Below are 25,139 nucleotides of genomic sequence, written 5' to 3'. Positions count from 1 at the left end.
AACGGCCCCGGCGTCCAATGGATGCCGGGGCCGTTTTTGTGCATGAATCGGAGACTTACAGCAGGATGACGCCGGCCTCCTGGCAGACCCGGAGGGTCTCGTCGTCCCACACGCTGGCCTGGACCTCGCCGATGTGGGCCTTGCCCAGCAGCTGGACGCACAGCCGCGACTGGCCGATGCCGCCGCCGATGGTGAGGGGGAGCTCCCCGGCCAGCAGGGCCTTGTGGAAGGGGAGGTTCCGGCGGTCGTCACAGCCGGCGATGGTAAGCTGGCGGTCCATAGCGGCGGGGTCCACCCGGATGCCCATGGAGGAGAGCTCCAGAGCCTTGCCCAGGACGGCGTTCCACACCAGAATGTCGCCGTTGAGGGTCCAGTCGTCGTAGTCGGGGGCCCGGCCGTCGTGGGGCTTACCGGACTTGAGGGCGCCGCCGATCTGCATGAGGAAGGTGGTGGGGTGGTCCTTCACCCAGGCGTTCTCCCGCTCCTTGGGGGAGAGCTCAGGCCAGCGGTCCTCCAGTTCCTGGGTGGTGACGAAGCTCACATCCCGGCTCACCTCGGGGAGGGACATGAGCTGGGGGAACATGGAGCGGATGGTGGTCTGGGTCTGGCAGACCGCCTCCACGATGGTGGTCACGGTGTGCTTGAGGTACTCCACATTCCGGTCCCGGGGGGCGATGACCTTCTCCCAGTCCCATTGGTCCACGTAGATGGAGTGGAGGTTGTCGGGCTGCTCGTCCCGGCGGATGGCGTTCATGTCGGTGTAGAGCCCCTCGCCCACGGAGAACTGGTAGCGGTGGAGGGCCATGCGCTTCCACTTGGCCAGGGAGTGGACCACCTGGGCATCCCGGCCGGCGGCGGGGATGTCGAAGGTGACGGGGCGCTCTACGCCGTTGAGGTCGTCGTTGAGGCCGGTGCTGGCCTCCACAAAGAGGGGGGCGGAGACCCGGCGCAGGTTGAGCGCGCCGCCCAGGGTGTCCTCAAAGAGGCGCTTCAGGAGGCCGATGGCTTTCTGGGTATCATAGAGGTTGAGCCGGGGGGCGTAGCCCTCGGGGATGTAGGACTGGTCCATAGAATGGTGGCTCCTTTGCAGTAAAGTAGTGAAGCCATTATAATATGGCGGTGCCGGAATTGCAAGGCAAAAGGCGGGGCTTACAGGTCCTGGATGTCCTTCCGGTCCATGGCCCGGCGCTCCGTGAACCTCCGGCGGGTGGTCTTATAGACCAGCAGAAAGACCAAGGTGGGGATGTTGAAGAACACCAGCACAGCCACGGGGAGGAAATAGAGGGAGGGGTGGAGCATGGTGCTCATGTTGAGCAGCAGGACCAACGTCCAGCCCAGGGAGTTGACCACCGACAGAATGGGCAGCACCCGTCCGGGCCAAGGGCTCTCCAGCCTGGCCAGAAGGTATTCCAGGATGGCCAGCAGAGCGGTGGGGAGGGCCAGATAGAGGCAGAGGAAGGGGACGATCAAGAGAATGTTCATGGTGCTCATAGGGCAGTCTCCTTTGTCTTTTTCTATGCGCGGATGAGGCGCTAGCAGAATTGCGGTGCAAAAGGGTGGAGGCCTACAGGTCCTGAATGTCCTTTCGGTCCATGGCCCGGCGCTCGGTGAACTTTTTGCGGGTGTTCCTGTAAATCAGCAGGAAGATGAGGGTGGGGATGTTGAACACCACCAGCGGGACCAGGGGCACCAGGAGCAGAAGACCCGTTGCGGCGGAGGAGGACAGGTTGATCAGCCACATCAGCGCCCAGCCCAGGGAGTGGACCACCGACAGGATGGGCAGCACCCGCCCTGGCCAGGGGCTCTCCAGCTTGGCCAGAAAGTACTCCAGAATGGCCAGCAGGGCGGTGGGGACGGCGTAGTAAAAGAAAAGCATAAAAAATATGGTAAGCGAGGTCATGTATTGCATGAGGAATCCTCCTTTGCCTTCCGATATTCGCTGATGAGGAGCTTGGCGGCGTCAAAGTCGATCTTCTCATTGACGGCCAGACGCTTGATGAGGGCCACATAGGGGTCGGCGGCCCGGTCGTCGGCCAGGCGGATCTTCTGGATGAGCCGGTCCAGCCGCAGCCGGACGGTGGGGTAGCTCACCCCGTACTCTCCGGCCACCTCCTTGAGGGAGCCGGAGGCCAGGAGGAACCGCCGGATGAAGGACATGTCCTCCTCCTCCAGCTCTGCCATCCACTCAGGCACCACGGAGATCAATATCATTCACTCCTTTTAAAATTTTATTTTTAATAATATTTATTATAAACTTTAATTTTATGAAAGTCAAGAGTGGAAAGAAAACCAGGGTTGCCCTTTGGTTTTGAAGCGTGCTATAATACATTTAATTATCCAAAAAGAATCTCAGAGGAGGAATGAGCGTGGATACAAAACTGCTGCGCCTTCTGGAGAACGACTGCACCCTGACCCGGGAGCAGCTGGCCTCTATGGCCGATATGACTGTGGAAGAAGTCAACGCCGCCATCAAGGAGTACGAGGAGAAGAAGATCGTCTTAGGCTACAAGGCCATTGTGGACTGGGACCGCACCGACCGGGAGAGCGTCACCGCCCTCATTGAGGTCAAGGTGACCCCCCAGCGGGGGGAGGGCTTTGACCGGGTGGCCGAGCGGATTTACCAGTACGACGAGGTGGAGAGCGTCTACCTGATGTCGGGCGCCTTCGACCTCACCGTCATCATCTCCGGCCGCACCCTGCGGGAGGTGGCCGAGTTCGTGGGACAGCGCCTGGCCACCCTGGAGGATGTCACCGGCACCGCCACCCATTTCATCCTCAAAAAGTACAAGGAAAAACACCTGATCTTCGAAAAGCGTGAAGAGCAGGAGAGGGAGCTGATCTTCACATGAATTACGATGCCATCCTGTCCGACCGGATCAAGAACGTGCAGCCCTCCGGCATCCGGAAGTTCTTTGATATCCTGGAGGAGATGAAGGACGCCATCTCTCTCGGCATCGGTGAGCCCGACTTCGTCACCCCATGGCACATCCGGGACGCCGGCATCTACTCCCTGGAGAAGGGCTTTACCAAGTACACCTCCAACGCCGGCATGGCCGAGCTGCGCCGGGAGATCGCCTCCTATCTGGAGCGCCGCTTCCAGCTCAAGTACGACTTTGCCAACCAGATCATCGTCACCGTGGGCGGCAGCGAGGCCATCGACCTGGCCCTCCGGTGCATGGTGAACCCCGGGGACGAGGTCATCGTGCCCGTGCCCTCCTTCGTCTGCTACGGTCCCCTGGCCAACATGGCCGGCGGCGTGCCGGTGTATGTGGAGACCAAGGCGGAGAACGAGTTCCGCCTCACCCCCGAGGAGCTCCGGGCGGCCATCACCCCCAGGACCAAGGTGCTGGTGCTGCCCTTCCCCAACAACCCCACCGGCGGCGTCATGGGGCGGGAGGACCTGGAGGCCATTGCCGAGGTCCTGCGGGGCACCGACATTATGGTGATCTCCGACGAGATCTACGCCGAGCTCACCTACGGCCAGCACCACGTGTCCCTGGCCAACATCCCCGACATGTATGAGCGCACCATCGTGGTCAACGGCTTCTCCAAGAGCCACGCCATGACCGGCTGGCGCATGGGCTACCTGTGCGGGCCCGCCCCCCTCATCCAGCAGATGCTTAAACTCCACCAGTTCGGTATCATGTCCGCCCCCACCACCAGCCAGTACGCCGCCATCGAGGCCATGCGCAACGGCGACGCCGACATCGAGAAGATGCGGGACGAGTACGACGGCCGCCGCCGGTACCTGGTGGAGGGCCTGCGCCGCATCGGCCTGCCCTGCTTCGAGCCCAAGGGAGCCTTCTACGTATTCCCCGACATCCGGGGCACCGGCCTCTCCTCCGAGGAGTTCTGCGAGCGCTTCCTCATGGAGGAGAAGGTGGCCGTCATCGCCGGCAACGCCTTCGGCCCCGGCGGCGAGGGCTTCGTCCGCTGCTGCTACGCCACCAGCATGAAGGACATTGCAGAGGCCCTCACCCGTATGGACAATTTCCTCACCAATCTGAAAAAGAAGCAGGCCCGGGAGCAGGGCTGACCTGCCCGTCACACGAAGAGGAGGCGTTTTATGAACATCGTCTGTCTGGACATGGAGGGGGTCCTGGTCCCGGAGATCTGGATCGCCTTCGCCGAAGCAAGCGGCATCCCCGAGCTCAAGCGCACCACCCGGGACGAGCCCGACTACAACAAGCTGATGGACTTCCGCCTGAACATCCTGAAGGAGCACGGCCTGGGTCTGAAGGAGATTCAGGCGGTCATCGCCAAGATCGACCCCCTGCCCGGGGCAAAGGAGTTTCTGGATGAGCTGCGTTCCGTCACCCAGGTCATCATCCTCAGCGACACCTTTGAGCAGTTTGCCCAGCCCCTGATGAAGAAGCTGGGCTGGCCCACCCTCTTCTGCAACAGCCTGGAGGTGGCCAGCGACGGCACCATCACCGGCTTCCGCATGCGCTGCGCGCAGTCCAAGCTCACCACGGTGAAGGCCCTCCAGTCCATCGGCTTTGAGACCATCGCCGCCGGGGACAGCTTCAACGACCTGGGGATGATCCAGGCCAGCAAGGCCGGCTTCCTCTTCAAGAGCACGGACCAGATCAAGGCCGACCACCCCGAACTGCCCGCCTACGAGGAGTTCGGCGACCTGCTGCGTGCCATCAAGGCCGCCCTTTGACGGGCGGGACCCGGAAATCAAAAAAGAGAGGCGATCCGCATGGACGAGCGATTCCAGGGCCTGCCCTTCGGGCCGGCTGATATCCTGCTGCCACAGAACTGCGACCTCACCCGCTGGGCGGTGGTGGCCTGCGATCAATATACCTCCCAGCCGGAGTACTGGCAGCGGGTGGAGCGGTTTGTGGGCAGCGCACCCTCCGCCCTCCACCTCATCCTGCCGGAGAGCTCTCTGGACGGCCCCAACGTGGAGACCGACATCATGGATGTGACCAACACCATGAGCCGCTACCTCCGGGAGGGGGTCTTTCGCACCTGCCCCAACTCCCTTATCTATGTGGAGCGCACCCTGGAGTCGGGGAAGGTCCGCAAGGGCCTGGTGGGTATGGTGGATTTGGAGGAATACGACTACGAGGCGGGAGCTACCACCTCTATCCGCTGCACCGAGGGCACCATCCTCAGCCGCATCCCGCCCCGGGTGGCAGTGCGGAAGAACGCCTCGGTGGAGCTGCCTCACGTGATGCTCCTCGCCGATGACCCCAAGGCCACCGTCATTGAACCCCTCACCGCCGCCAAGGACCGGCTGGAGAAGTGCTATGACTTTGAGCTCATGGAGAACTCCGGCCACCTGCGGGGCTGGCTGCTGGACGAGGAGGAGATCGGCCGGGTGGCCCAAGCCCTTCATGCTCTGGCCGACCCCGATACCTTCCACGCCCGGTACGGCGCCGGGGAGGTTCTCCTCTTCGCCGTGGGGGACGGAAACCACTCCCTGGCCACCGCCAAGGCCTGCTATGAGCGGCAGAAAGCCCGGCTCTCCCCGGAGCAGTGGGCGGACCTGCCCGCCCGGTATGCCCTGGTGGAGCTGGTCAACCTCCACGACCCCACTCTGGAGTTCGAGCCCATCCACCGGGTCCTCTTCGGCGTGAACGCCGCCGAGCTGCTGGAGGACCTGAAGAACGCCCACCCCGGCGCCTATGAGGGCGTGGGGGAGGAGGGCCATGTCCTCCGCTACGTGTGGGAACAGGGGGCGGGGGCCATCACCGTGCCCCACCCGGATGCCGCCCTGCCGGTGGCCACCCTCCAGACCTTCCTGGACCGGTGGCTCTCCATCCACAAGGGGCGCATCGACTACATACACGGCGCCGACGTGGCCCGTTCCCTGGCCGACCAGCCGGGGAACCTGGCCTTCCTGCTGCCCGCCATGGGCAAGGAGGAGCTCTTCCCCACCGTCCTCCACGACGGCGCCCTGCCCCGCAAGACCTTCTCCATGGGGGAGGCCCAGGACAAGCGCTTCTACCTGGAGGGGCGGAAGATCCGATAACGGCCCGGTGCGGGCCGCAGAAAGGACGTGACCGGACATGCCCAAGGAGACGGTACTGGCCCTAGCCAAGCTGAATCTGACCCTGGACGTGCTGGGCAAGCGGCCCGACGGCTACCACGACCTGAAGATGGTCATGCAGTCGGTGAACCTGGCCGATACCCTGACGGTGGAGACGGGGACGGGGGAGGACCTGCGGGTCCGCACCGATCTGAGCTTTCTGCCCAACAATGAAAAGAATCTGGCCGCTTCCGCCGCCTTGGCCTTTCAGGACCAGACGGGCCGGGACCTGGGGGGTGTGGCCATCGCCATTGAAAAGCACATCCCCGTCTGCGCCGGCATGGGGGGCGGCTCCTCCGACGCCGCGGCTGTGCTGCGAGCCCTGGACGGGATGCTGGGGACGAGGTATGCCCCCCTGGACCTGGCAAAGATTGGGGAGGCGGTGGGCTCCGACGTGCCCTACTGTGTCCTGGGCGGCACCGCCCTGGCCGAGGGCAGGGGAGAGGTCCTCACCCCGTTGCCCGCCCTGCCCCGGTGTCACGTGGTCATCTGCAAGCCAGCCTTTTCCATCTCCACTCCGGAGCTCTTCCGGGCGGTGGATGGGGTGCGGCTCAAGTGCCGCCCCGACACCGACGGTGTCCTCTCCGCCCTGGCGGCGGGGGACCTGGGGGGCGTGGCCCGGCGGATGTATAACGTCTTTGAGGATGTGCTGCCCCCCCGGCAGCAGGCTGAGGTCCGGAGCATCCGGTCGGTGCTGGTGGAGCACGGCGCCTTGGGCGCCAACATGAGCGGTACCGGCCCAACTGTCTTCGGGCTCTTTGACGACCTGGACCAGGCCCGGAGCGCCTGGGAGGAGTTAAAGCAGACCTACCGGGACGCCTTCCTCACGGAAACGGTATAATATCACATACGCCGCGCCTATTGGCGCGGCGTATGTTTGTCGGTACACATTCCATTTTGGAAGGGCAGCCATGCGATTTCTGCGTGTGACCTGTGGACGGAAATCAGATACAATATCAGCGAAAAGAGAAAATGGGTGAACATATGCTGGACAACGAGCAACAACTGAGATTCTGCAAGGCCCGCCGGGCCGCCATCGCCGGGGAGTACCAGAACCTGAACCCCCAGCAGCGCCAGGCGGTGCTGAGCACTGAGGGCCCTCTCCTGGTGCTGGCTGGGGCGGGCAGCGGCAAGACCACCGTGCTCATCAACCGGGTAGCCAATCTGATGAAGTACGGTCGGGGGTCCGATTCTGACGAGGTGCCCGAGTGGGTCACCGAGGATGATCTCTTCTTCCTGGAGGCCTATGCCGCCCACCCGGTGGCCGAGGGCCGGGAGGAGGCGGAGCGGCTGTGCCGTCTGGACCCCGCGGTGCCCTGGTCCATCATCGCCATCACCTTCACCAACAAGGCTGCCGGGGAGCTGAAGGCCCGGCTGGAGCGGATGCTGGGACCCGACGCCAACGACATCTGGGCCTCCACCTTCCACTCCGCCTGCGTGCGCATCCTCCGCCGGGACATCGACCGGCTGGGCTTTGACAAGTCCTTCACCATCTACGACTCCGCCGACACCGAGCGGGTGGTCAAGGACATCCTGAAGGACTTCAACATGGACGACAAGTCCTTCCCGCCCCGGTCCATTCTCTCCGAGATCTCCAAGGCCAAGGACGAGATGCTCTCCGGCCCCGACTACCTGGCCCGGTGCGAGAAGCAGGGGGACTACCGCCTCACCCGCATGGCCAAGGTCTATGTGGAATATGAGCGCCGTCTCCGGGAGGCCAACGCCCTGGATTTTGACGATCTCATCCTGGATACCGTCCGTCTGCTCCAAGAATATGATGACGTTCGGGATTATTATCAGCGGAAATTCCGCTATGTACTCATCGATGAGTACCAGGACACCAACCAGCTCCAGTACCGGCTCTCCGCCCTGCTGGCGGGCCGGTGGGAGAACATCTGTGTGGTGGGCGACGACGACCAGTCCATCTACCGGTTCCGGGGGGCCACCATCGAGAACATCCTGTCCTTTGAGAACCAGTACAAGGGGGCCCGGGTGATCCGCCTGGAGGAGAACTACCGCTCCACCGGCAACATCCTGGAGGCCTCCAACGCCGTCATACGCCACAATCAGGGCCGGAAGGGCAAGGAGCTGTGGACCCGCCACGAGAAGGGGGACAAGCTCCAGGTCTACACCGCCATGAACGAGAGCGACGAGGCCCAGTATGTGGCCGCCCAGATCCTGGCTGGGTACAGCCAGGGCCGCCCCTGGCGGGACAACGCCGTCCTCTACCGGATGAACGCCCAGTCCAACCAGATCGAGCAGGCCTTCAAGCGCAACGGCGTGCCCTACCGCATCATCGGGGGCATCCGCTTCTTCGACCGGGCGGAGGTCAAGGACATGCTGGCCTACCTCTGCGCCCTCAACAACCCCGCCGACGATCTGCGCCTGGCCCGCATCATCAACGTCCCCGCCCGGGGTATCGGCCAAAAGACGGTGGACACCGCCCAGGCCATCGCCGCCCAGGAGGGGAAGAGCCTGTGGGAGGTGGTGAAGCACGCCAAAGCCTACCCCGACCTCAGCAAGGCGGCGGCCAAGCTGGCCCAGTTCACCGACCTGATGGATGGCCTGCGGAAGCTCTCCGGGGAGCTGTCCCTCCCCGACTTCTACGAGGAGGTCCTGGCCCGGACGGGCTATGCCGTGGCCCTGGAGGCCAAGAACACGGTGGAGGACCGCACCCGGCTGGAGAACGTGCGTGAGCTCCTTACCTCCATCAACAACTATCTGGAAAACGCCGAGGGGGAGCCCTCCCTCTCCGGCTTCCTGGATGAAATCGCCCTCTATACCGACCTGGACAACCACGACCCCAATGAGGACTGTGTGGTCATGATGACCATGCACTCGGCCAAGGGCCTGGAGTTCCCGGTGGTCTTTGTGGTGGGCGTGGAAGAGGGCATCTTCCCCGGCGTCCGGGCCATCGGCGACGACGAGGAGATGGAGGAGGAGCGGCGGCTGTGCTATGTGGCCATGACCCGGGCCAAGGAACGGCTCTATATGACCTGCGCCGCCCAGCGGATGCTCTTCGGCCGCACCAGCGCCAACCGGCCCTCCCGGTTTACCGGCGAGATCCCGGAGGAGTTCGTGGAGAAGAGCGGCCGGAGCCCCCTGAGTCGGAGCGAGGACGATGCTGCCGGACGGTGGCAGAGCGCCCCCGCTCCCCGCACCTTCAACCGGGGCGGCTACGGCACCTCCTGGTCCTCGGAGACCCGTACCGGCCGGACGGCTGCCGCCGCACCCCAGACCCGACGGACGGCCAGCGCCGCCCGCCCCGCCCCCGGCACCCGGCCAGCCGCCAGCCTTCCCTCCTTCCAGAAGGGGGACGCCGTGGTCCACAAGGCCTTCGGCAAGGGCATGGTCCTTTCGGTCCAGCCCATGGGAGGCGACGCCCTCATCGAGATCGCCTTCGACTCGGTGGGTACCAAGCGGCTCATGCTCCGCTCAGCGGCCCAACACATGACCAAGGGGGAATAAAAAGGCCCCGGCTACGTAACCGGGGCACAGGTCAAAGCAGTTCCAGAAAACTGGTGATATAGCCGTCGCAGCTACAGCGCATCTGGTCCTGAAATTTGGCATAGAACTGGTCGTAGACCCCAATGGCCTTCATGCCCACGCTTTGGGCGGCGGTGCAGTTGTGGGGGGCGTCCTCGTATAAAATGCAGTCCTCGGGGGCCACACCCAACCGCTCCGCCGTCAGCCGGTAGACCTCCGGATCGCGCTTCTCCAGACCCAGATCCTGGGCAAAGATGATGTCGGTGAAAAAGGATTCCAGGCCGTGGCACTGGAGGGCGGTGAGGCAGAGCTCGGGCACACAGGCGGTGACCAGGGCCATGTGCTCCCCCCGGTCCCGGCAGCGCTCCAGGAAGGCCATGACCCCAGGCTTCAGTGCTACCTTCCGGTAGGCGTCCAGGGCGCCCTCCATCCACTCTGCCACGATCTCCTCAGGGGTCATGTCCAGGTGGAAGTAGTCCCGGGTGAATACCGCCGCCAGAGGAACGGTAGAGGGACTTACGGCATAAAGGTATTCCTGTGTGATCTCCAGACCCCGGCGGGTGAGAAAATTCACGTCGATATTGGTCCAAATCTCGTTGGAGTCGATGAGGGTGCCGTCCAGGTCGAATAAAAGCATATCTGTCAATCCTCCATGCGTGAATTATGTCAGAGCCAGAACCGCCAGGGGAAGTCCACCGCCTCCTCGGCGTAGTCGATGCCAACCCGCTTGCCCACGTGGATCTCCCCCGCCGTGGCCTCGCCGTCGCAGAGGAAGAGCTCACCGCCGCCGGTGAGGTCCAGGCCGTTGTGGGCCCGGGTGATGGCCAGGGCTTTGCACACCTTGCCCGGACCGTTGAGAAAGTTTTTCCGCTGATAGGCTGTCAGCTGATCATATTCCCGGCCGAAGCGATTGTAGGCCATGAGGTCGGTGCCGGATACCGCCTCCACCCCGCGCAGCAGCACGGCGGCGGCGGTGCCCTCCGGCTCGGTGACAAAGTTGAGGCAGTGGTACATACCGTAGATGAGATAGACATAGGCCGTCCCCGGTTGGGCGTATAAGGTCTCGGTCCGGGCGGTCCGTCGGCCGCCGTAGGCGTGGCAGGCCTTGTCCACGGCGCCGATGTAGGCCTCCGTCTCTGTGATGCGGACCACCAGTTCTGCCCCGTCCACCCGGCGGACCAGATGTTTTCCCAGCAGAGCCCGGGCCACCTCCAGGGTGTCCCGGTCATAGAAGGCCCGCGGCAGTGTTTTCATGGGTCATCCCTCCAGCGCGGCAATGTTCTTCTATTTTATCACACCTGAAGGAGCGGTACAACATGAGTGAGAAAACGGAAAACAGCGTCCTTTCCAAGCTGGCAAGTCCCCTCATCGTCCTGGCCACCATCATCTGGGGCAGTTCCTTTGTGGTGATGAAAAACAGCGTGAACGTGCTGCCCACCTTCTGGCTGCTGGCCATCCGGTTCAGCTTTGCCGCCATTGTGCTGGCGGTGGTGTTCTGGAAGCAGTGGAAGCTGCTGGATCGGGGGTACCTCATCGGCGGCACCGTCATGGGTCTCTGTCTTTTCGTGGCCTACGCCTTCCAGACATTTGGCCTGGAGCAGACCACCTCGGGCAAGAACGCCTTCTTCACCGCCGTCTACTGCGTCATTGTCCCCTTCCTCTACTGGGCTATCGCCCGCCGCCGGCCCGACCGGTACAACGTGCTGGCCGCCTTTTTGTGCATCGCAGGCATCGCCCTGGTGTCGGTCACCGGCGAGAATGCCACCGCCTTCAATATGGGCGACATACTCACCCTCATCGGCGGTTTCTTCTTTGCCTGCCACATTGTGGCGGTGGCCAAGTACTCCGAGGGCCGGGACATCTTCCTCCTCACCACCCTCCAGTTTGCCTCCTTTGCCGTCTTCTCCTGGATCGGCGCACTCTTCGCAAGCCCCGCCCCTGACCCCGCCGTCTTTGACGGCAGCCTCATCTTCGGCCTGGCCTATCTGGTGATCTTTGCCTCCTGCGGCGCCCTTCTGTTCCAGAACATCGGCCAAAAATATACCGCCCCCGCCACTGCCGCTGTTCTCCTCTCCCTGGAAGCTCCTTTCGGCGTCTTTTTCTCCATCCTCTTCGCCGACGAGCGGCCTACCCCTCTCATGTTTGTGGGCTTTGCCCTCATTTTCATCGCTGTGGTGTGCTCTGAGACCAAATTTTCTTTCCTGAGAAAAAAAGGTTGACATTTGCCCGCCGCCTGCGTATAATGACACACAAGTAAATCATCCAAAACCAGTGACGGAGAGAAGTAGCCGGCTCGTTCCAAGCCGAAGAGAGTCCCGGGTGGTGTGATCGGGGCGCAAGGAAACCGGTGAATGGCCTCCAGAGGGCGGCTTGAACGGCGTGGAAGCGCCAAGTAGGTGCCGACGGGTCCCCACCCGTTATCCATCGGGCACGCATGATGGTGCGTGAAGCGAGTGGACGCGCAAGCGTCAATTTGGGTGGTATCGCAGAAGTGTTTGAAACGCTTTTGTCCCATGTGTGGGACAAAAGCGTTTTTTTACACCTGCTGGCTCCATCTGCCGCCCAATACTCAAAAAAGGAGAAATTACAATGAAAAACACCATGAAGAAGCTGACTGCTCTGGCCGCCGCCTCCGCCCTCACCCTGTCTCTCGCCGCCTGCGGCGGCGGGACCGCCACGACTCCTGTCCCCACTGGTACTGCTGCTGCGGAGAACACCTCCTCCGGCGGGGAAGGCTACAAGGTGGCCGTGGTGCGGCAGCTGGACCATGCCTCTATGAATGAGATCCGGGATGCCATCACCGCTGAGCTGGACGCGAAGGCAGCCGAGCTGGGGGTGGAGATCGACTACGAGGACTTCAACGGCAACAACGATCCCTCCACCCTGTCTCAGATCGGCGCCCAGATCATCGCCGACGGCTATGACGCCATCATCCCCATCGGCACCACTGCCGCCCAGCAGATGGCCTCCGTGGCGGAGGCGAGTGAGACCCCTGTCATCTATGGCACCGTCAGTTACCCCGAGGTGGCGGGTCTCACCGGCATCTCCTATGTCACCGGCACCAGTGATGCTCTGAACGTGGAGCTGCTGCTGGACATGATGCTGGCCCAGAATCCCAATGTGGAGACGGTGGGCCTCCTCTACTCCACCAGTGAGGTCAACAGCGCCCCCGCCATCGAGACCGCCAAGGCTTACCTGGACGAGAAGGGCATCGCCTACATCGACAAGACCGGCAACACCACCGATGAGATCGTGGCCGCTGTCAACTCCATGCTGGATCAGGTAGACGCCGTCTTTACCCCCACCGACAATGTGGTCCAGGCCGCTGAGCTGGCCATCGCTCCCACCCTGATCGAGGCCGGCATCCCCCATTATGCTGGAGCCGACTCCTTCGTCCGCAACGGTGCCTTCGCCACCTGCGGTGTGAATTATACCGACCTGGGCGCCCAGACCGCCGATCTGGCGGTGGAGGTCCTCCAGAGCGGCACCGTACCCGCTGATTTTATCACCGTCTCCGGCGACATCATCACGGTGAACACCGAAACAGCGGCTGCGCTGGGTGTGGATTACACCATGTTCCAGGACATGGGCGCCAGCCTAGTGGAGGTCCAGACCTCTCAGGAGTAAGCAAAAAAAGGCAGAGCCCCCGCCGGCCACCGGCGGGGGCTGACCCATGTGAAAGGAGCGCATCCCCATGCTCACCATCATCCAGACGGCACTGGAGGCCGGATTTCTCTACGCCCCCATTGCCCTGGCCCTCTTTTTGAGCTTTTCTATTTTAAACATCGCCGATATGACCACTGATGGTGCCTTTGTCCTGGGAGCCTCCGTCTCCGCGGTGTGCTGCGTGGCGGGACACCCCATCCTGGCCCTGCCCGCCGCCATGCTGGCCACTGCGGCCGCCGGTTTTATCACGGCCTTTCTCCAGACCAAGCTGGGGGTGCCCTCCATCCTGGCCGGCATCGTCACCAACATCGGCCTTTACAGCATCAACCTGATGGTCATGGGCACCAGCAACCTGTCCCTCTTCCAGAAGGCCTCCATCTATACCCTGGCCAAGGACGCAGGATTTGGGGGAAGCTGGTATAAGCTGGTGGTAACCGCCCTGTTGGTGCTGGTGGTATGCGTGCTGCTGGTCCTCTTCCTGGGTACCCGGCTGGGACTCTCCATCCGTGCCACCGGTGACAACGCCGACATGGTCCGGGCCTCCTCTATCAACCCCACCTTTACCATTACTGTGGGCCTGTGTGTTGCCAACGCCATGACCGGCCTCTCCGGCGCCATGGTGGCCCAGTACAACACCTTCTCCGACATCAACAGCGGTACCGGCATGGTGGTGCTGGCTCTGGCCGCCCTGGTCATCGGTGAGACCCTCATCGGCAAGGGCTCCATGGTCCGCCGGGTGGTGGGGGTCATCCTGGGCAGCATCATCTACCGCTTCATCTACGCCGCCGCCCTCCGGGCCAACGTCCCCTCCGACTATATGAAGCTGGTCTCCGCCATTATCGTGGGTGTGGCCATCGCGGCGCCCACCGTCCGGCGCTGGGCGGCCTTCCAGGCCAAGAAGCGCAAGGCCCTGGCGGCCCGAAAGGGGGAGCATTGAGATGCTGGAGATCAAGAACATTTCCAAAACCTTTAACCCTGGAACAGTCAATGAGAAGACGGCCCTCAGCGGCCTGAGCCTCACCCTGGCTGACGGGGATTTTGCCACCATCGTTGGCTCCAACGGCGCGGGGAAGTCCACCCTCTTCAACGCCATTGCCGGAGACTTCTATACAGACGAGGGCAGTATCTTCCTGGCCGGGGAGGATCTCACCTACCTGCCCGCCTACCGCCGCAGCCGCCGTATTGGCCGGCTTTTCCAGGACCCCATGCGTGGAACCGCCCCTCACATGACCATCGAGGAGAACCTTGCCCTGGCCTATCTCCGCACCGCCAAGCATCAGAAGGCCTTTTTCAGCCGGGTGGGGAAGAAGGACAAGGACTTTTTCCGGGACCAGCTGGCCAAGCTGGACATGGGACTGGAGGACCGCATGCGCCAGCCCGTGGGGCTCCTCTCCGGTGGACAGCGCCAGGCCCTCACCCTGCTGATGGCCACTATGGTGCCCCCCAAGCTGCTCCTCCTGGACGAGCACACTGCCGCCCTGGACCCGGGCACGGCGGACAAGGTTCTCAAGCTCACCCGGGAGATCGTGGAGGAGGATGGCATCACCTGCCTGATGATCACCCACAACATGAAAAACGCCCTGGAGCTGGGCAACCGCACCCTGATGATGGATAACGGGAGAATCGTGCTGGACATCGGCGGGGAGGAGCGGAAGGGTCTCACCGTGGACGACCTTCTCTCCCGGTTCCGGGCGGGGGCGGGGAAGGCCCTGGATAACGACCGCATCCTGCTCTCTTAAGCCAAAAACGGCTCCGCACCAAAGGTGCGGAGCCGTTTTTGTAGAAAGAAAACCACGCGTTAGGCGAGTGGTACCAAAGAAGCCAGCTGGCGATGATAAAGGAAGAAAGACTCTCTTTGTTATCATAAAAGTGCGGGCTGCCAACTGCACAAGAAAAAGCAAAGGAAGGCCATCCAGGTGAATGATCTAAATCGTTTATCTCATATCCGGTGAAATCGCAAATATCATATTGTGTTTGCCCCGATGTACGGAAGAAAAGTATTTTGTAGGGAAAAACGCCAAGAGATAGAAAAAATACTGCGCACGCTGTGTAATTGGAAGAAGAGCCGGATTATTGAAGTGAAAGGGTGTCCAGATCATGTGCATATGCTGGTAGGGATACCGCCAAAATAGCAATTTTGGGCTTTGTTGGGATATTTACAAGGGGAAAACAGCCGAATGATCTACGAGAAGTATCCGGAACTGCGATACAAATGCCGGATCAGAGGGGTATGGCGCCAAGGCTATTATGTAGATTGCAGCAGGGAAGAATGCGAAGAAGAAAAGAGCACATCCAGCACAAATTGGATGAAGATAAGGCTGGAGAACAGTCGACGATGGGAAACTTTTAAACCCGTTTACGGGTAGCAGGTAACAGAATTTTCGCGGCTGCTAGATCGTACTTGCACGACGTGACGTGCAGGCTAGTAATAAAGGGGTTTACCCGTCTATGAAAAACCCCCGGCTGGGCCGGGGGTTTCTATTGCGGAGATGGAAGTATTCAAAATTGCCGGTACAGGTTGGCCGTTTTTCGGTTTAGCCAGCCTTCCGGCGGCCGGTGCGCAGGGAAATGCTCCCCTGGATGGAGCTGTCATTTTTGACGTTCCGGGCAGTGGTTTCCAACTGCCGTTTGAGGAGGACCCCCACGGGCAGCAGCAGAAGGTCGAGGAACAGGGCGTAATAGAGGGAAAGGCAGGCCAGATTGAGGGCCAGACCCACCTCATCCATGAAATCAAGGCTGTGCATCATGGCAAACAGGTTGTTGAGAAAACCCAATCCGCCGGCCAGAAGGGCGGCCAGGGATACCAGCTTCCAGGCCGACAAGCTCTCCCGGGCCTGGGCGGCGGGGAGGACCTCCCGACGGAAGGCGGCCCGGAGTCCGCGGCCGAAGGGGCGCAGGGAACGGGTGCCCAGCAGGGCCAAAGCACAGACGGCCAGCACCCAGACCAGGGTGGGGAGATCCACCAGATTGCACAGATTGGCAGACACCAGTTGAAAACTTGAGCTGAAGGGGTTGGCCATGGCCGTCAGGGCGGCCAAAAGGATACAGCCCACGAGATAGAGCGCGTAACCCATAGATCCACAGCTTCCTTTCTGCTTTGCAGATTTCACACTACTTCTTCAAATTATCTCTATTATTTATCGGCATGGCTTGGGCAGAAAATAAGGCGCGCAGTCCGGGAATAAAAAAGCGGACCGGCTTTTCAGCCGGCCCGCAAAAGAGAGGGGATATTTTGCGTCCGTAGGGGACGGTAATCAGCCGTCCACCACCTCGCCGGTGAGGACCTGGGCGGCGGAGACGGTGAGCTCCCCGTCCTTGCAGTCCACGGTGAGGGTGTCGCCGGACTCCACCTCGCCGGCGATGATCTTCCGGCTGATGAGGGTCTCCACGCTGTGCTGCAGATAGCGGCGCAGGGGACGGGCGCCGTAGATGGGGTCATAGGCGCTGTCGATGATAAAGTCCTTGGCGGCAGGGGTGAGCTGCACCTTGAGCTGCTTGTCCTCCAGGCGGTGGTTGATGCCGTCCACCATGAGGTCGATGATGTGGGTGATGTTGTCCTTGGTGAGGGGCTTATAGAAGACGATCTCGTCCAGCCGGTTAAGGAACTCGGGCCGGAAGGAGTGCTTCAGCAGGTCGTTGACCTGGTCCTTAGCGCTCTGGCTGATCTCGCCGTTTTCATCGATGCCGTCCAGCAGGAACTGAGAGCCCAGGTTGGAGGTCAGAATGATGATGGTGTTCTTGAAATCCACCGTCCGGCCTTGACTATCTGTAATCCGGCCGTCATCCAATACCTGAAGTAGAATATTGAAGACATCGGGATGGGCCTTCTCCACCTCATCGAAGAGGACCACGGAGTAGGGCTGGCGGCGGACGGCCTCGGTGAGCTGGCCGCCCTCCTCGTAGCCCACGTATCCCGGAGGGGCGCCGATGAGTCGGGACACGGAGAATTTCTCCATGTACTCGGACATATCGATCCGCACCATATTCTTCTCGGAGTCGAACAAGGCCTCGGCCAGGGTCTTGGCCAGCTCGGTCTTGCCCACGCCGGTGGGGCCCAGGAAGAGGAAGGAGCCGATGGGCTTGTTGGGGTCGGCGATGCCGGCGCGGCTTCTCAGAATGGCCTCGGACACCAGGCGCACGGCCTCGTCCTGACCTACCACACGCTTGTGGAGGATGTCCTCCAGGTGGAGGAGTTTCTCACGCTCGCCCTCCATGAGCTTGGAGACAGGGATGCCGGTCCAGCGCTGGATGATACGGGCGATCTCCTCCTCTGTGACCTTGTCCCGCAGGAGGGAGTCCTCCTTGGACTGCTGGGCGTAGCCCTCCTCAATTTCCAGCTGCTTTTTCAGCTCGGGAATCTTGCCGTACTGGAGCTCGGCGGCCTTGTTGAGGTCGTACTCCCGCTGGGCCTTTTCCAGCTGGGCGTTGGCGGCCTCCAGGTCCTCCCGGAGCTTCTGGACCTTGCCGATGGCGTTCTTCTCGTTCTCCCACTGGGCCTTCTTGGCGTTGAACTCGTCCCGCATCTCGGCCAGCTCCTTCTGGATCTCGGCCAGGTGCTCCTTGGACAGGGGGTCGTCCTCCTTCTTCAGGGCGGCCTCCTCGATCTGGTGCTGGATGATTTTACGCTGGATGACGTCCAGCTCGGTGGGCATGGAGTCGATCTCGGTGCGGATCATGGCGCAGGCCTCATCCACCAGGTCTATGGCCTTGTCGGGGAGGAAGCGGTCGGTGATATAGCGGTTGGAGAGGGTGGCGGCGGCGATGATGGCGCCGTCGGTGATCTTCACGCCGTGGAACACCTCATAGCGCTCCTTCAGGCCCCGGAGGATGGCGATGGTGTCCTCCACAGAGGGCTCGTTCACCATGACGGGCTGGAACCGGCGCTCCAGGGCGGCGTCCTTCTCGATATACTGGCGGTACTCGTTGAGGGTGGTGGCGCCGATGCAGTGGAGCTCGCCCCGGGCCAGCATGGGCTTTAAGAGGTTGCCGGCGTCCATGGCGCCCTCGGTCTTGCCGGCGCCCACGATGGTGTGGAGCTCATCGATGAAGAGGATGATCTTGCCCTCAGACTTCTTGACCTCGTTGAGGACGGCCTTCAGCCGCTCCTCGAACTCGCCCCGGTATTTGGCGCCGGCGATAAGGGAGCCCATATCCAGGGCGAAGATGGTCTTGTCCTTCAGGGAGCCGGGCACGTCGCCCTTGACAATCCGCTGGGCCAGGCCCTCGGCGATGGCGGTCTTGCCCACGCCGGGCTCGCCGATGAGTACGGGGTTATTTTTGCTCTTGCGGCTCAGGATTCGGATGACGTTGCGGATCTCGTCGTCACGGCCGATAACGGGGTCCAGCTTGTTCTGACGGGCCCGTTCCACCAGGTCGGTGCCGTACTTCTTCAGGGCGTCGTAGGTCTCCTCCGGGTTGTCGGAGGTCACCCGCTGGTTGCCGCGGACGGCGGAGAGGGCCTTCAGTACGCCCTCCTTGGTGATGTTGTAGGTGCGGAAGAGGTCCTTCAGGCCGGAGTTGGCGTACTCGATGAGGGCCAGGAAGAGGTGCTCCACCGAGATATACTCGTCCTTCATGCTCTTGGCGATGGACTCGGCGCCGTTCATGACCTTGTCCACATCGGGGGCGATGTAGACCTTGCCGGCCTCCCGGCCGCCGCTCACCGTCACACGGGGGAGGTCCTCCACCTGCTTGCGGGCAGCGGCCTCAAAGCTGGGGAAGGTGATGCCCATGTTGCCCAGCAGCTGGGGGATCAGGCCGTTTTCCTGCTCCAGCAGGGCGTAGAGGAAGTGGGCCTGCTCGATCTGCTGGTTGCCGTATTCCTGGGCGATGGTCTGGGCCGACTGCACCGCCTCCAGAGATTTCTGGGTAAACTGATTCATGTTCATGAAATGTCACATCCTTTCGGGTTGTGATACCTTTATTTTGTATCCCGCCCCAAAAGATAATCCACACTGACATGGTAATGATCGGCCAATGTAATCAGGTGGTGGGCGGGGATTTCTTGAATGCCTTTTTCGTATTTGTAGTATTGCTGTTGCGTGGTGCCCAGGAGGCGGCCAACCGCCTCCTGAGTCAGGTCATGGTCCTCGCGGAGATCACGGAGTCTGGGGTAGCAATACATATCATTCACCTCAGGGGAACCATAGCATAAACCTAATCAGGTGTATTGGCTTTACATCTTATAAGGTTTAACATGATTCCCGAGGTGATGATTTATGGGAACTGCGGTGGGAAAAAATATTGTGGAAAAAGAGGTCTGCGGAACCTGCGCCCATTACCGGCAGCACTATGTGCTGGGGGAGGGCGGAAAATTCTGGCCTCTGTGGCATGGGCACTGTCATGTGCCCCGGTGTGACAAGCACCCCGGCCCGGATCAGACCTGCCCCCACTGGAAGTCGCGGGAGTCGGAGTCGGGCAAGTAAGAAACCGAAGGAGCCGGTCGGCCCTGCCGACCGGCTCCCTTCGCCAGGTCTTTACTCGATGGCGATGCGCTTGGCCTCGGGTACCACAGGCACAGCCTTGGGCAGGTTCAGCTCCAGCACACCGTTGTTGTAGGAGGCGGTGATGTGCTCTTCATCCACGCCGGTGACGTCAAAGGAACGGGTAAAGGAACCGTAGCGGCGCTCGCGGCGGATGTAGCTGCCCTTGTCGTCCTTCTCGTCCTTGTTCTCATCGTGCTGGGCAGAGATGGTGAGGATGCCGTCCTTCACATCCAGCTTGATGTCCTCCTTGTTAAAGCCGGGCAGTTCCGCTTCTAAAACAAAACGGTCGCCGGCGTCGCGGATATCGGTGCGGAAATCGGGAATGGCGGCGTTGCTGTTGCCGAAGAACTTACGCTCGAAATTATCAAACAGGTCGAAAAAGTTATCATCACTGCGCTCAAAGGGGATCATACCAAACATATCAAAGGCTCCTTTCAAAGATCAGGTCGCGTTAGCAGTCGTGGAAATAAATTGCTAGAATCTTGCGTCTGCCATGAAAACCATCCTCTTTCCAGGGTCACATTCCCTTGGGAACCAACCCTTTCTCTTTGTTTCTGGACCTAGTATACGCCCTGCACTGTGAACAAATATACAAAAAAATATGTCTAAATTGTAAATATTAGCACTCTCGATATCAGAGTGCTAAAACTCGTTTTCTGTTTTTTCCGCGTACCGTAAGGAATTCTTAATCCCGGGAAAAGGGTTTTCCAAAGAAGATGGGGTATGCTATGGAAAACGAAAAAAGGAGGGACCGCATATGTGGACCTTTTTTGAATATGAGACTTATCTGACCGCGGTAGATGACCTGATGGACCATCCGGCCGTCCGGGCCATGGAGCGGCTGCCCCAGCACGCAAAGGGCTTCAGCTGCTTCCACCACAGCGTGTGGGTGTCCTACTGGAGCTGGCGGGTGTGCCTGTGGATCGGCCTGGACGCCTGCGCCGCCGCCCGGGGCGGACTGCTCCACGACCTCTACCTCTATGACTGGACCAGCCAGAAAGCGCCCAACGGCAAGTGGCACGGAACCGAGCACCCCAAGACGGCCCTGCGGAACGCCCAGACCTTCTTTTCCCTCAACGAGAAGGAGCGGGATATCATCGTCAAGCACATGTGGCCACTGACCCTGCGGCCTTACCGCTACCTGGAGTCCCTGGTGGTGAGCTGTGTGGACAAGGTGTGCGCCGTGGCGGAGCTTCTCCGCCTGCACCCCGACCCCGCCGCCTTTCAGACCGCCCGGCAGGAGCCACGGCTCCGGCCGGTGCCGCGGCCCCGAGCGGCATAAAAAATCAGCCCTCCCCATGGCGGGGAGGGCTGATTTTACTTTCCGGGGGTAGTGCTCAGGCCTGCTCGGCGGCGCCGGTGAGCAGCTGCTCATAGGGGATCACGGTGGCGTCGGCGGGAGGAGTGAGCTCGGGGGCCTTGTCGGTGGCGGTGTAGCTGCCGGTCATCTCCAGGCTCATGTCCAGCATGGTGCTGGTGTCCAGGGTCATGGAGACGGTCATGTTGTTGTCGGCGTCCATGCCGGCCTTCATGTCCATGGTCATGGCGGGGGTACCGGACTCGTCGGCAGCGCCGGCGGCGGCCTTCATGTTCAGGTCATAGCCCACCACGGCGTCATCCTTCATCAGCAGGGTGAAGGAGATGGAGGCGTCGGAGCCGTCCTGATCCAGGGTGTAGGTGGTGGTGTAGTTGTCGCCGTCCTGCACGAAGGAGTCGTCGGCCAGGAACTTGGCCACGCCCTCCACCAGGGCGGAGACGGCGGCATAGTCGGTGTCCTTGTCGGTGAGGGTGGTGCTGCTCAGTGCGGTCTGGAGCAGGGCAGCGGCGTCCAGGTTCTTGGAGACGTCCAGGAGAGAGGCGTAGTCAACGCCCATGGTGCCGTAGAGAGCGCCCAGGTCCATGGAGATCCAGGTGTCGGCGGGGATGCCGGCGGTGGCCAGGGCGTCACCGGACATCTTGAAGTAGAGGACGCCGGTGGCCATGTCGCCGCGGATCTCCATGTCGATGCCGTCGGTCTTCAGGGAGGCCAGCAGGTCGGCGGTCTCGGCGTCCACCTCAGAGGCGGTGTCGGTCATGGCGGCGATGCCCTCCAGCAGGGCCTGGACGTCCAGCTTCATGTTCATGGTGGCGGAGAGCTGGGTGGAGCCGGCGCTGATGCCGTTCAGGGTGCCCTCCAGGGTGGCGGGGCCCATGCCCAGCACGGTGAGGGCGGCGTTGAAGTCAGCCTTCATCTCCCAGTTGCCGGTCATGAACTGATCATTGTAGGCCAGGTACTTGTCCAGATAAGTATAGGTGTGGTCGGCCTTGGCGTCCTCCAGGAGCTTCTGGGTGTCCACCAGGATGACGGTGCTGTCGTCCTGGTCCCAGCCCACGGCGCAGCCGAAGGCCTGGGCGGCAAAGCGGACGGGGACATAGGTGCGGTTGTCGGCGGCGTAGGGGGCCACGTCCATAGTGAGGGTGGTGGAGACACCGTCGGCGGTGACGGTGGCCTCGGTGGAGCCCAGGGTCATGGTGACGGTGGTGCCGCCGCGGGTAGCGGAGACCTGGTTGGTGGCGGCGTCATAGCTCACCTCGGCGCCCATGGCCTCAAACACGGCCCGGAAGGGGAGGAAGGTGCGCTCGTCCTTCACCTGGGGAACAGCGTCGGTGAAGGAGAGGGCCTGGCCGTTGAGCTGCACGGCGATGGCACTGGCGGCAGCCTCAGGGGCGGCGGAGTCAGCGGCCTCGGCGGCAAACGCGGAAGCGCCGGTGCTCAGCACCGTCAGCGCGGTGGCGGTAGCCAGGACGCGGTGAGAAAAACGGGTCATCTTAAATACCTCCTGTAATGGATAGGATATCCGTACTATACCATGAGTCGAACCAAGACGCAAGTCTTTCCTGCGCGGGATGGGCCTTGCGCCGGAGCGGAGCATGAATTATACTAGGGTAAGAAAGAACGGCGGCCGCATCCGGCGGCGCCGAAAGAAAGGATGATCCCAATGGAACAGACCCGCGCTCATGAGCTGGCCGTGACCGCACAGCGCGCCCGTATCCTGGCCATGGACATGGTCCACACCGCGGGTTCCGGTCACATCGGCGGCTCCCTGTCCGTGATGGACCTGTTGACCACCCTCTATTTCCATACCATGAAGGTGGCCCCCGAGGCTCCCGCCGATCCCGGCCGGGACCGCTTCGTCCTCTCCAAGGGCCATTGCACCCCTGCCCTCTACGCCATGCTGGCCCTCCGTGGCTATTTCCCCGTGGAGGACTGCAAGCTGTTCCGCTCCATCAAGGGCCATATGTCCGGCCACCCCGACATGCGCCACGTCCCGGGTGTAGACATGTCCACCGGCTCTCTGGGCCAGGGGATCTCCGCCGCCGTGGGCATGGCCCTGGCCGGCAAGCTGGACAAGGCCGACTGGCGGGTCTACACCGTCCTGGGCGACGGTGAGGTGGAGGAGGGCCAGGTGTGGGAGGCCGCCATGGCCGCCGCCAAGTACCACCTGGACAACCTGTGTGCCTTTGTGGATGTCAACGGCCTCCAGATCGACGGCAAGACCGCCGACGTCATGCCCTCCGAGCCCCTGGACGCCAAATTCGCCGCCTTCAACTGGAACGTGCTCAAGGTGGACGGCCACGACTATGCCGCCATCGCCGCCGCCCTGGAGCAGGCGGCCGCCTGCAAGGGCAAGCCCACCATGATTCTGGCCCACACCGTCAAGGGTAAGGGGGTCTCCTTCATGGAGAATGATCCGGGCTGGCACGGCAAGGCGCCCAATGACGAGCAGTTTGAAAAGGCCATGGCCGAGCTCAACGCCGGCCTGGCGGAATTGGAGGGGAAGTAAGATGGGAGAGAAGATCGCCACCCGCGCCGCCTACGGTGACGCGCTCGTAGAGCTGGGCGGACAGTACCCCGACCTGGTGGTCCTGGACGCCGACCTCTCCGGCTCCACCATGACCAAGGGCTTCGCCAAGGCTTACCCCGACCGGTTCTTCAACATGGGCATCGCCGAGGGCAACATGATGAGCGTGGCCGCCGGTCTGGCCGCCGCGGGCAAGAAGGCCTTTGCTGCCAGCTTTGCCATGTTTGCCGCCGGCCGGGCCTTTGAGCAGGTCCGCAACTCCATCGCCTATCCCCACCTCAACGTGACGGTGGTGGGCTCCCACGGCGGCCTCTCCGTGGGTGAGGACGGCGCCACCCACCAGGCCTGTGAGGACATGGCTGTCATGCGGGCCATTCCCGGCATGGTGGTGTGCTGCCCCTGCGACGGCACCGAGATGAAGGCCGCCGTCAAGGCCCTGATGGACTACGACGGCCCCGCCTACCTGCGCCTGGGCCGCTCCGCCGTGGAGGACCTGACCGGGGACCTGCCCGGCTATTCCTTCCAGCTGGGCAAGGGCGTTACCCTCCGGGATGGCGGCGATGTCACCATCATCGCCGTGGGTCTCATGGTCCAGGAGGCCATGAAGGCCGCCGACACCCTGGCCGGCGAGGGCATCCAGGCCCGGGTCATCGACATGCACACCGTAAAGCCCCTGGACGAGGAGCTGGTCCTCAAGGCGGCCCGGGAGACCGGGTGCATTGTCACCACCGAGGAGCACACCATCGTGGGTGGCCTAGGCTCCGCCGTGGCCGAATACCTCTCCGGGGTCTGCCCGGTGCCGGTGGTCCGCCACGGGGTGGAGGACGTATTCGGCCGCTCCGGCAAGGCCGCCGAGGTGCTGGCCGCCTACGGCCTCACCGCCGACGGCATCGTGGCCAAGGTCAAGGCCGCTCTGGCGCTGAAGAAGTGAAGCTCGTCTGCCTGGGGGACAGCCTGACCTACGGCTACGGCGTCCCCAGAAAGGACTGCTGGGTGAGCCGTGCGGCGGCCGCCACCGGCCACACCCTGGTGAACCGGGGCATCAACGGGGACACCACCGGCGGCATGCTCTCCCGGTTCGGCCGGGACGTGCTGGGCGAGAAGCCGGACCGGGTCCTTCTGTTGGGGGGTGCCAACGACATTATCTTCGGGGGCAGCGACGCTTCCGCCCGGCTCAATCTGACCGCCATGGCCAACCAGGCGGTGGCCGCCGGTGTCCGGCCCATGATCGCCCTGCCGCCGCCGGTGTACGCCGAGGGCATCCCGGAGCCCTGGCTGGCCCTCACCGACTATCAAAAGCTGGCCCCTGTTTTTGCTTCCTATCGGGAGTGGGTGGCGGCCTTTGCCAAAGCCTTCGGGTTCAAAACGGTGGACTTTGCCGTCCCCGGTCTCCTGCCCCCGGAGGGCCGGACACACTATCTGGATGGCCTCCACCCGGACGCGGAGGGCCACCGCCTGATGGCGGAGGCCGTGATCGCCGCCCTGCCCCCGGTGCGGGTGTAACGTGAAAAGAGTCCGCCGCAGTTATTTGCGGCGGACTTTTTTTGCCCTTCAGCCTGTTTTTTGCGAAAAAGGCTTGACTGTAAACCGGCTTTACCCCTTATACTGGCCTTGGAAAGG

The 25,139-nt window shown here is 62.2% G+C and carries 26 protein-coding genes and 1 pseudogene; 16 read left to right on the top strand and 11 right to left on the bottom strand.

The features are described 5' to 3' along the window. Positions 1–55: 55 nt before the first annotated feature. The 4 genes from asnA to Q0K15_RS02565 form a co-directional block, all read right to left on the bottom strand. Positions 56–1,069: an aspartate--ammonia ligase gene (gene asnA / locus Q0K15_RS02580; protein WP_294511707.1), complete on the bottom strand. Its 1,014-nt coding sequence runs from the start codon at positions 1,067–1,069 to the stop codon at positions 56–58. A gap of 80 nt (positions 1,070–1,149) precedes the next feature. Further along, positions 1,150–1,491: a hypothetical protein gene (locus tag Q0K15_RS02575; protein WP_294511704.1), complete on the bottom strand. Its 342-nt coding sequence runs from the start codon at positions 1,489–1,491 to the stop codon at positions 1,150–1,152. A gap of 73 nt (positions 1,492–1,564) precedes the next feature. After that, entirely contained in the window at positions 1,565–1,909 is a 345-nt protein-coding gene (locus tag Q0K15_RS02570; protein ID WP_294511701.1) for a hypothetical protein, read from the bottom strand. After that, positions 1,897–2,208, bottom strand: a complete 312-nt coding sequence (locus tag Q0K15_RS02565; RefSeq protein ID WP_294511760.1) for a DUF2089 family protein — start codon at positions 2,206–2,208, stop codon at positions 1,897–1,899. Before Q0K15_RS02565 ends, Q0K15_RS02570 begins: the two co-directional genes overlap by 13 nt. Positions 2,209–2,360: 152 nt before the next feature. Here Q0K15_RS02565 and Q0K15_RS02560 point away from each other — a divergent pair, with 152 nt between their 5' ends. From Q0K15_RS02560 to Q0K15_RS02535, 6 genes are all read left to right on the top strand, one after another. Next, positions 2,361–2,849 (top strand): Lrp/AsnC family transcriptional regulator, encoded by a 489-nt coding sequence (locus Q0K15_RS02560; RefSeq protein ID WP_130850454.1) that lies wholly within the window; start codon positions 2,361–2,363, stop codon positions 2,847–2,849. After that, on the top strand, positions 2,846–4,036 hold the full coding sequence (locus Q0K15_RS02555) for an aminotransferase class I/II-fold pyridoxal phosphate-dependent enzyme (protein ID WP_294511696.1): 1,191 nt from the start codon (positions 2,846–2,848) through the stop codon (positions 4,034–4,036). The genes Q0K15_RS02560 and Q0K15_RS02555 overlap by 4 nt, the downstream gene beginning before the upstream one ends. Positions 4,037–4,066: 30 nt before the next feature. Then, entirely contained in the window at positions 4,067–4,666 is a 600-nt protein-coding gene (gene thrH / locus Q0K15_RS02550) for a bifunctional phosphoserine phosphatase/homoserine phosphotransferase ThrH (RefSeq protein ID WP_294511693.1), read from the top strand. A gap of 39 nt (positions 4,667–4,705) precedes the next feature. Continuing rightward, positions 4,706–5,983, top strand: coding sequence for a DUF1015 domain-containing protein (locus Q0K15_RS02545; protein ID WP_294511690.1), 1,278 nt, complete (start codon positions 4,706–4,708; stop codon positions 5,981–5,983). Between the two features lie 37 nt (positions 5,984–6,020). Continuing rightward, positions 6,021–6,881: a 4-(cytidine 5'-diphospho)-2-C-methyl-D-erythritol kinase gene (gene ispE / locus Q0K15_RS02540; protein WP_294511686.1), complete on the top strand. Its 861-nt coding sequence runs from the start codon at positions 6,021–6,023 to the stop codon at positions 6,879–6,881. Between the two features lie 143 nt (positions 6,882–7,024). Then, positions 7,025–9,508, top strand: coding sequence for a UvrD-helicase domain-containing protein (locus Q0K15_RS02535; RefSeq protein ID WP_294511682.1), 2,484 nt, complete (start codon positions 7,025–7,027; stop codon positions 9,506–9,508). A 31-nt stretch (positions 9,509–9,539) separates the two neighbouring features. Here the strand turns inward: Q0K15_RS02535 and Q0K15_RS02530 are convergent, their stop codons facing one another. After that, a complete protein-coding gene (locus tag Q0K15_RS02530; protein WP_294511679.1) occupies positions 9,540–10,163 on the bottom strand; it encodes an HAD family phosphatase in 624 nt (207 codons plus the stop codon). Between the two features lie 29 nt (positions 10,164–10,192). Continuing rightward, positions 10,193–10,780: a DNA-3-methyladenine glycosylase gene (locus tag Q0K15_RS02525; protein WP_294511676.1), complete on the bottom strand. Its 588-nt coding sequence runs from the start codon at positions 10,778–10,780 to the stop codon at positions 10,193–10,195. Positions 10,781–10,842: 62 nt separating this feature from the next. Here Q0K15_RS02525 and Q0K15_RS02520 point away from each other — a divergent pair, with 62 nt between their 5' ends. From Q0K15_RS02520 to tnpA, 5 genes and pseudogenes are all read left to right on the top strand, one after another. Further along, positions 10,843–11,745, top strand: a complete 903-nt coding sequence (locus Q0K15_RS02520; protein WP_294511673.1) for a DMT family transporter — start codon at positions 10,843–10,845, stop codon at positions 11,743–11,745. A gap of 370 nt (positions 11,746–12,115) precedes the next feature. Further along, complete coding sequence (locus Q0K15_RS02515) at positions 12,116–13,153, top strand: ABC transporter substrate-binding protein (protein WP_294511670.1); 1,038 nt, start codon at positions 12,116–12,118, stop codon at positions 13,151–13,153. A gap of 67 nt (positions 13,154–13,220) precedes the next feature. Further along, the gene (locus tag Q0K15_RS02510) at positions 13,221–14,129 is read left to right on the top strand and encodes an ABC transporter permease (RefSeq protein ID WP_294511666.1); all 909 of its coding nucleotides are present in this window, start codon (positions 13,221–13,223) and stop codon (positions 14,127–14,129) included. A 1-nt stretch (position 14,130) separates the two neighbouring features. Beyond that, positions 14,131–14,931, top strand: a complete 801-nt coding sequence (locus Q0K15_RS02505; protein ID WP_294511663.1) for an ATP-binding cassette domain-containing protein — start codon at positions 14,131–14,133, stop codon at positions 14,929–14,931. Positions 14,932–15,159: 228 nt separating this feature from the next. Further along, a pseudogene (gene tnpA, locus Q0K15_RS02500) lies at positions 15,160–15,542 on the top strand (IS200/IS605 family transposase). Positions 15,543–15,726: 184 nt separating this feature from the next. Here tnpA and Q0K15_RS02495 read toward each other — a convergent pair. From Q0K15_RS02495 to Q0K15_RS02485, 3 genes are all read right to left on the bottom strand, one after another. Continuing rightward, positions 15,727–16,266 carry a hypothetical protein gene (locus Q0K15_RS02495; protein WP_294511660.1) on the bottom strand — a complete coding sequence of 180 codons (540 nt, stop codon included), beginning with the start codon at positions 16,264–16,266 and terminating at the stop codon, positions 15,727–15,729. A 180-nt stretch (positions 16,267–16,446) separates the two neighbouring features. Next, positions 16,447–19,080, bottom strand: a complete 2,634-nt coding sequence (clpB, locus tag Q0K15_RS02490; RefSeq protein WP_294511657.1) for an ATP-dependent chaperone ClpB — start codon at positions 19,078–19,080, stop codon at positions 16,447–16,449. Between the two features lie 32 nt (positions 19,081–19,112). Continuing rightward, positions 19,113–19,316, bottom strand: a complete 204-nt coding sequence (locus Q0K15_RS02485; RefSeq protein ID WP_294511655.1) for a helix-turn-helix transcriptional regulator — start codon at positions 19,314–19,316, stop codon at positions 19,113–19,115. Between the two features lie 121 nt (positions 19,317–19,437). Between Q0K15_RS02485 and Q0K15_RS02480 the strand changes: the two genes are divergently transcribed. Continuing rightward, positions 19,438–19,617 (top strand): hypothetical protein, encoded by a 180-nt coding sequence (locus Q0K15_RS02480; RefSeq protein WP_294511652.1) that lies wholly within the window; start codon positions 19,438–19,440, stop codon positions 19,615–19,617. A 51-nt stretch (positions 19,618–19,668) separates the two neighbouring features. On the opposite strand, the gene Q0K15_RS02475 is transcribed toward Q0K15_RS02480, so the two are convergent. After that, positions 19,669–20,097, bottom strand: coding sequence for an Hsp20/alpha crystallin family protein (locus Q0K15_RS02475; RefSeq protein WP_294511649.1), 429 nt, complete (start codon positions 20,095–20,097; stop codon positions 19,669–19,671). Between the two features lie 337 nt (positions 20,098–20,434). Here Q0K15_RS02475 and Q0K15_RS02470 point away from each other — a divergent pair, with 337 nt between their 5' ends. Continuing rightward, complete coding sequence (locus tag Q0K15_RS02470) at positions 20,435–20,959, top strand: phosphohydrolase (RefSeq protein WP_294511646.1); 525 nt, start codon at positions 20,435–20,437, stop codon at positions 20,957–20,959. A gap of 55 nt (positions 20,960–21,014) precedes the next feature. On the opposite strand, the gene Q0K15_RS02465 is transcribed toward Q0K15_RS02470, so the two are convergent. Continuing rightward, positions 21,015–22,484, bottom strand: a complete 1,470-nt coding sequence (locus Q0K15_RS02465) for a copper amine oxidase N-terminal domain-containing protein (RefSeq protein WP_294511642.1) — start codon at positions 22,482–22,484, stop codon at positions 21,015–21,017. 171 nt (positions 22,485–22,655) lie between these two features. Between Q0K15_RS02465 and Q0K15_RS02460 the strand changes: the two genes are divergently transcribed. The 3 genes from Q0K15_RS02460 to Q0K15_RS02450 are packed head-to-tail and all read left to right on the top strand — an operon-like array spanning position 22,656 to position 25,022. After that, on the top strand, positions 22,656–23,501 hold the full coding sequence (locus Q0K15_RS02460; RefSeq protein ID WP_294511639.1) for a transketolase: 846 nt from the start codon (positions 22,656–22,658) through the stop codon (positions 23,499–23,501). A 1-nt stretch (position 23,502) separates the two neighbouring features. After that, entirely contained in the window at positions 23,503–24,450 is a 948-nt protein-coding gene (locus tag Q0K15_RS02455) for a transketolase C-terminal domain-containing protein (protein WP_294511636.1), read from the top strand. Then, positions 24,447–25,022 (top strand): GDSL-type esterase/lipase family protein, encoded by a 576-nt coding sequence (locus Q0K15_RS02450; RefSeq protein ID WP_294511633.1) that lies wholly within the window; start codon positions 24,447–24,449, stop codon positions 25,020–25,022. Before Q0K15_RS02455 ends, Q0K15_RS02450 begins: the two co-directional genes overlap by 4 nt. Positions 25,023–25,139: the final 117 nt, after the last annotated feature.

The sequence above is a fragment of the uncultured Intestinimonas sp. genome (assembly GCF_944387245.1).
Classification (GTDB): Bacteria; Bacillota; Clostridia; order Oscillospirales; family Oscillospiraceae; genus Intestinimonas.
This window is presented reverse-complemented; position numbering and strand designations above follow the sequence as displayed.

Excerpts from the sequence above, each read along its gene's own strand:
- Q0K15_RS02485 (WP_294511655.1), bottom strand. The coding sequence starts at position 19,316 with ATGTATTGCTACCCCAGACTCCGTGATCTCCGCGAGGACCATGACCTG.
- Q0K15_RS02545 (WP_294511690.1), top strand. The coding sequence starts at position 4,706 with ATGGACGAGCGATTCCAGGGCCTGCCCTTCGGGCCGGCTGATATCCTG.
- Q0K15_RS02560 (WP_130850454.1), top strand. The coding sequence starts at position 2,361 with ATGAGCGTGGATACAAAACTGCTGCGCCTTCTGGAGAACGACTGCACC.
- Q0K15_RS02575 (WP_294511704.1), bottom strand. The coding sequence starts at position 1,491 with ATGAGCACCATGAACATTCTCTTGATCGTCCCCTTCCTCTGCCTCTAT.
- Q0K15_RS02455 (WP_294511636.1), top strand. The coding sequence starts at position 23,503 with ATGGGAGAGAAGATCGCCACCCGCGCCGCCTACGGTGACGCGCTCGTA.
- Q0K15_RS02495 (WP_294511660.1), bottom strand. The coding sequence starts at position 16,266 with ATGGGTTACGCGCTCTATCTCGTGGGCTGTATCCTTTTGGCCGCCCTG.
- Q0K15_RS02555 (WP_294511696.1), top strand. The coding sequence starts at position 2,846 with ATGAATTACGATGCCATCCTGTCCGACCGGATCAAGAACGTGCAGCCC.
- Q0K15_RS02460 (WP_294511639.1), top strand. The coding sequence starts at position 22,656 with ATGGAACAGACCCGCGCTCATGAGCTGGCCGTGACCGCACAGCGCGCC.
- Q0K15_RS02510 (WP_294511666.1), top strand. The coding sequence starts at position 13,221 with ATGCTCACCATCATCCAGACGGCACTGGAGGCCGGATTTCTCTACGCC.
- Q0K15_RS02535 (WP_294511682.1), top strand. The coding sequence starts at position 7,025 with ATGCTGGACAACGAGCAACAACTGAGATTCTGCAAGGCCCGCCGGGCC.
- clpB (WP_294511657.1), bottom strand. The coding sequence starts at position 19,080 with ATGAACATGAATCAGTTTACCCAGAAATCTCTGGAGGCGGTGCAGTCG.
- Q0K15_RS02465 (WP_294511642.1), bottom strand. The coding sequence starts at position 22,484 with ATGACCCGTTTTTCTCACCGCGTCCTGGCTACCGCCACCGCGCTGACG.
- Q0K15_RS02470 (WP_294511646.1), top strand. The coding sequence starts at position 20,435 with ATGTGGACCTTTTTTGAATATGAGACTTATCTGACCGCGGTAGATGAC.
- Q0K15_RS02525 (WP_294511676.1), bottom strand. The coding sequence starts at position 10,780 with ATGAAAACACTGCCGCGGGCCTTCTATGACCGGGACACCCTGGAGGTG.
- Q0K15_RS02505 (WP_294511663.1), top strand. The coding sequence starts at position 14,131 with ATGCTGGAGATCAAGAACATTTCCAAAACCTTTAACCCTGGAACAGTC.
- Q0K15_RS02570 (WP_294511701.1), bottom strand. The coding sequence starts at position 1,909 with ATGCAATACATGACCTCGCTTACCATATTTTTTATGCTTTTCTTTTAC.
- asnA (WP_294511707.1), bottom strand. The coding sequence starts at position 1,069 with ATGGACCAGTCCTACATCCCCGAGGGCTACGCCCCCCGGCTCAACCTC.
- ispE (WP_294511686.1), top strand. The coding sequence starts at position 6,021 with ATGCCCAAGGAGACGGTACTGGCCCTAGCCAAGCTGAATCTGACCCTG.
- Q0K15_RS02515 (WP_294511670.1), top strand. The coding sequence starts at position 12,116 with ATGAAAAACACCATGAAGAAGCTGACTGCTCTGGCCGCCGCCTCCGCC.
- Q0K15_RS02520 (WP_294511673.1), top strand. The coding sequence starts at position 10,843 with ATGAGTGAGAAAACGGAAAACAGCGTCCTTTCCAAGCTGGCAAGTCCC.
- Q0K15_RS02530 (WP_294511679.1), bottom strand. The coding sequence starts at position 10,163 with ATGCTTTTATTCGACCTGGACGGCACCCTCATCGACTCCAACGAGATT.
- Q0K15_RS02475 (WP_294511649.1), bottom strand. The coding sequence starts at position 20,097 with ATGTTTGGTATGATCCCCTTTGAGCGCAGTGATGATAACTTTTTCGAC.
- thrH (WP_294511693.1), top strand. The coding sequence starts at position 4,067 with ATGAACATCGTCTGTCTGGACATGGAGGGGGTCCTGGTCCCGGAGATC.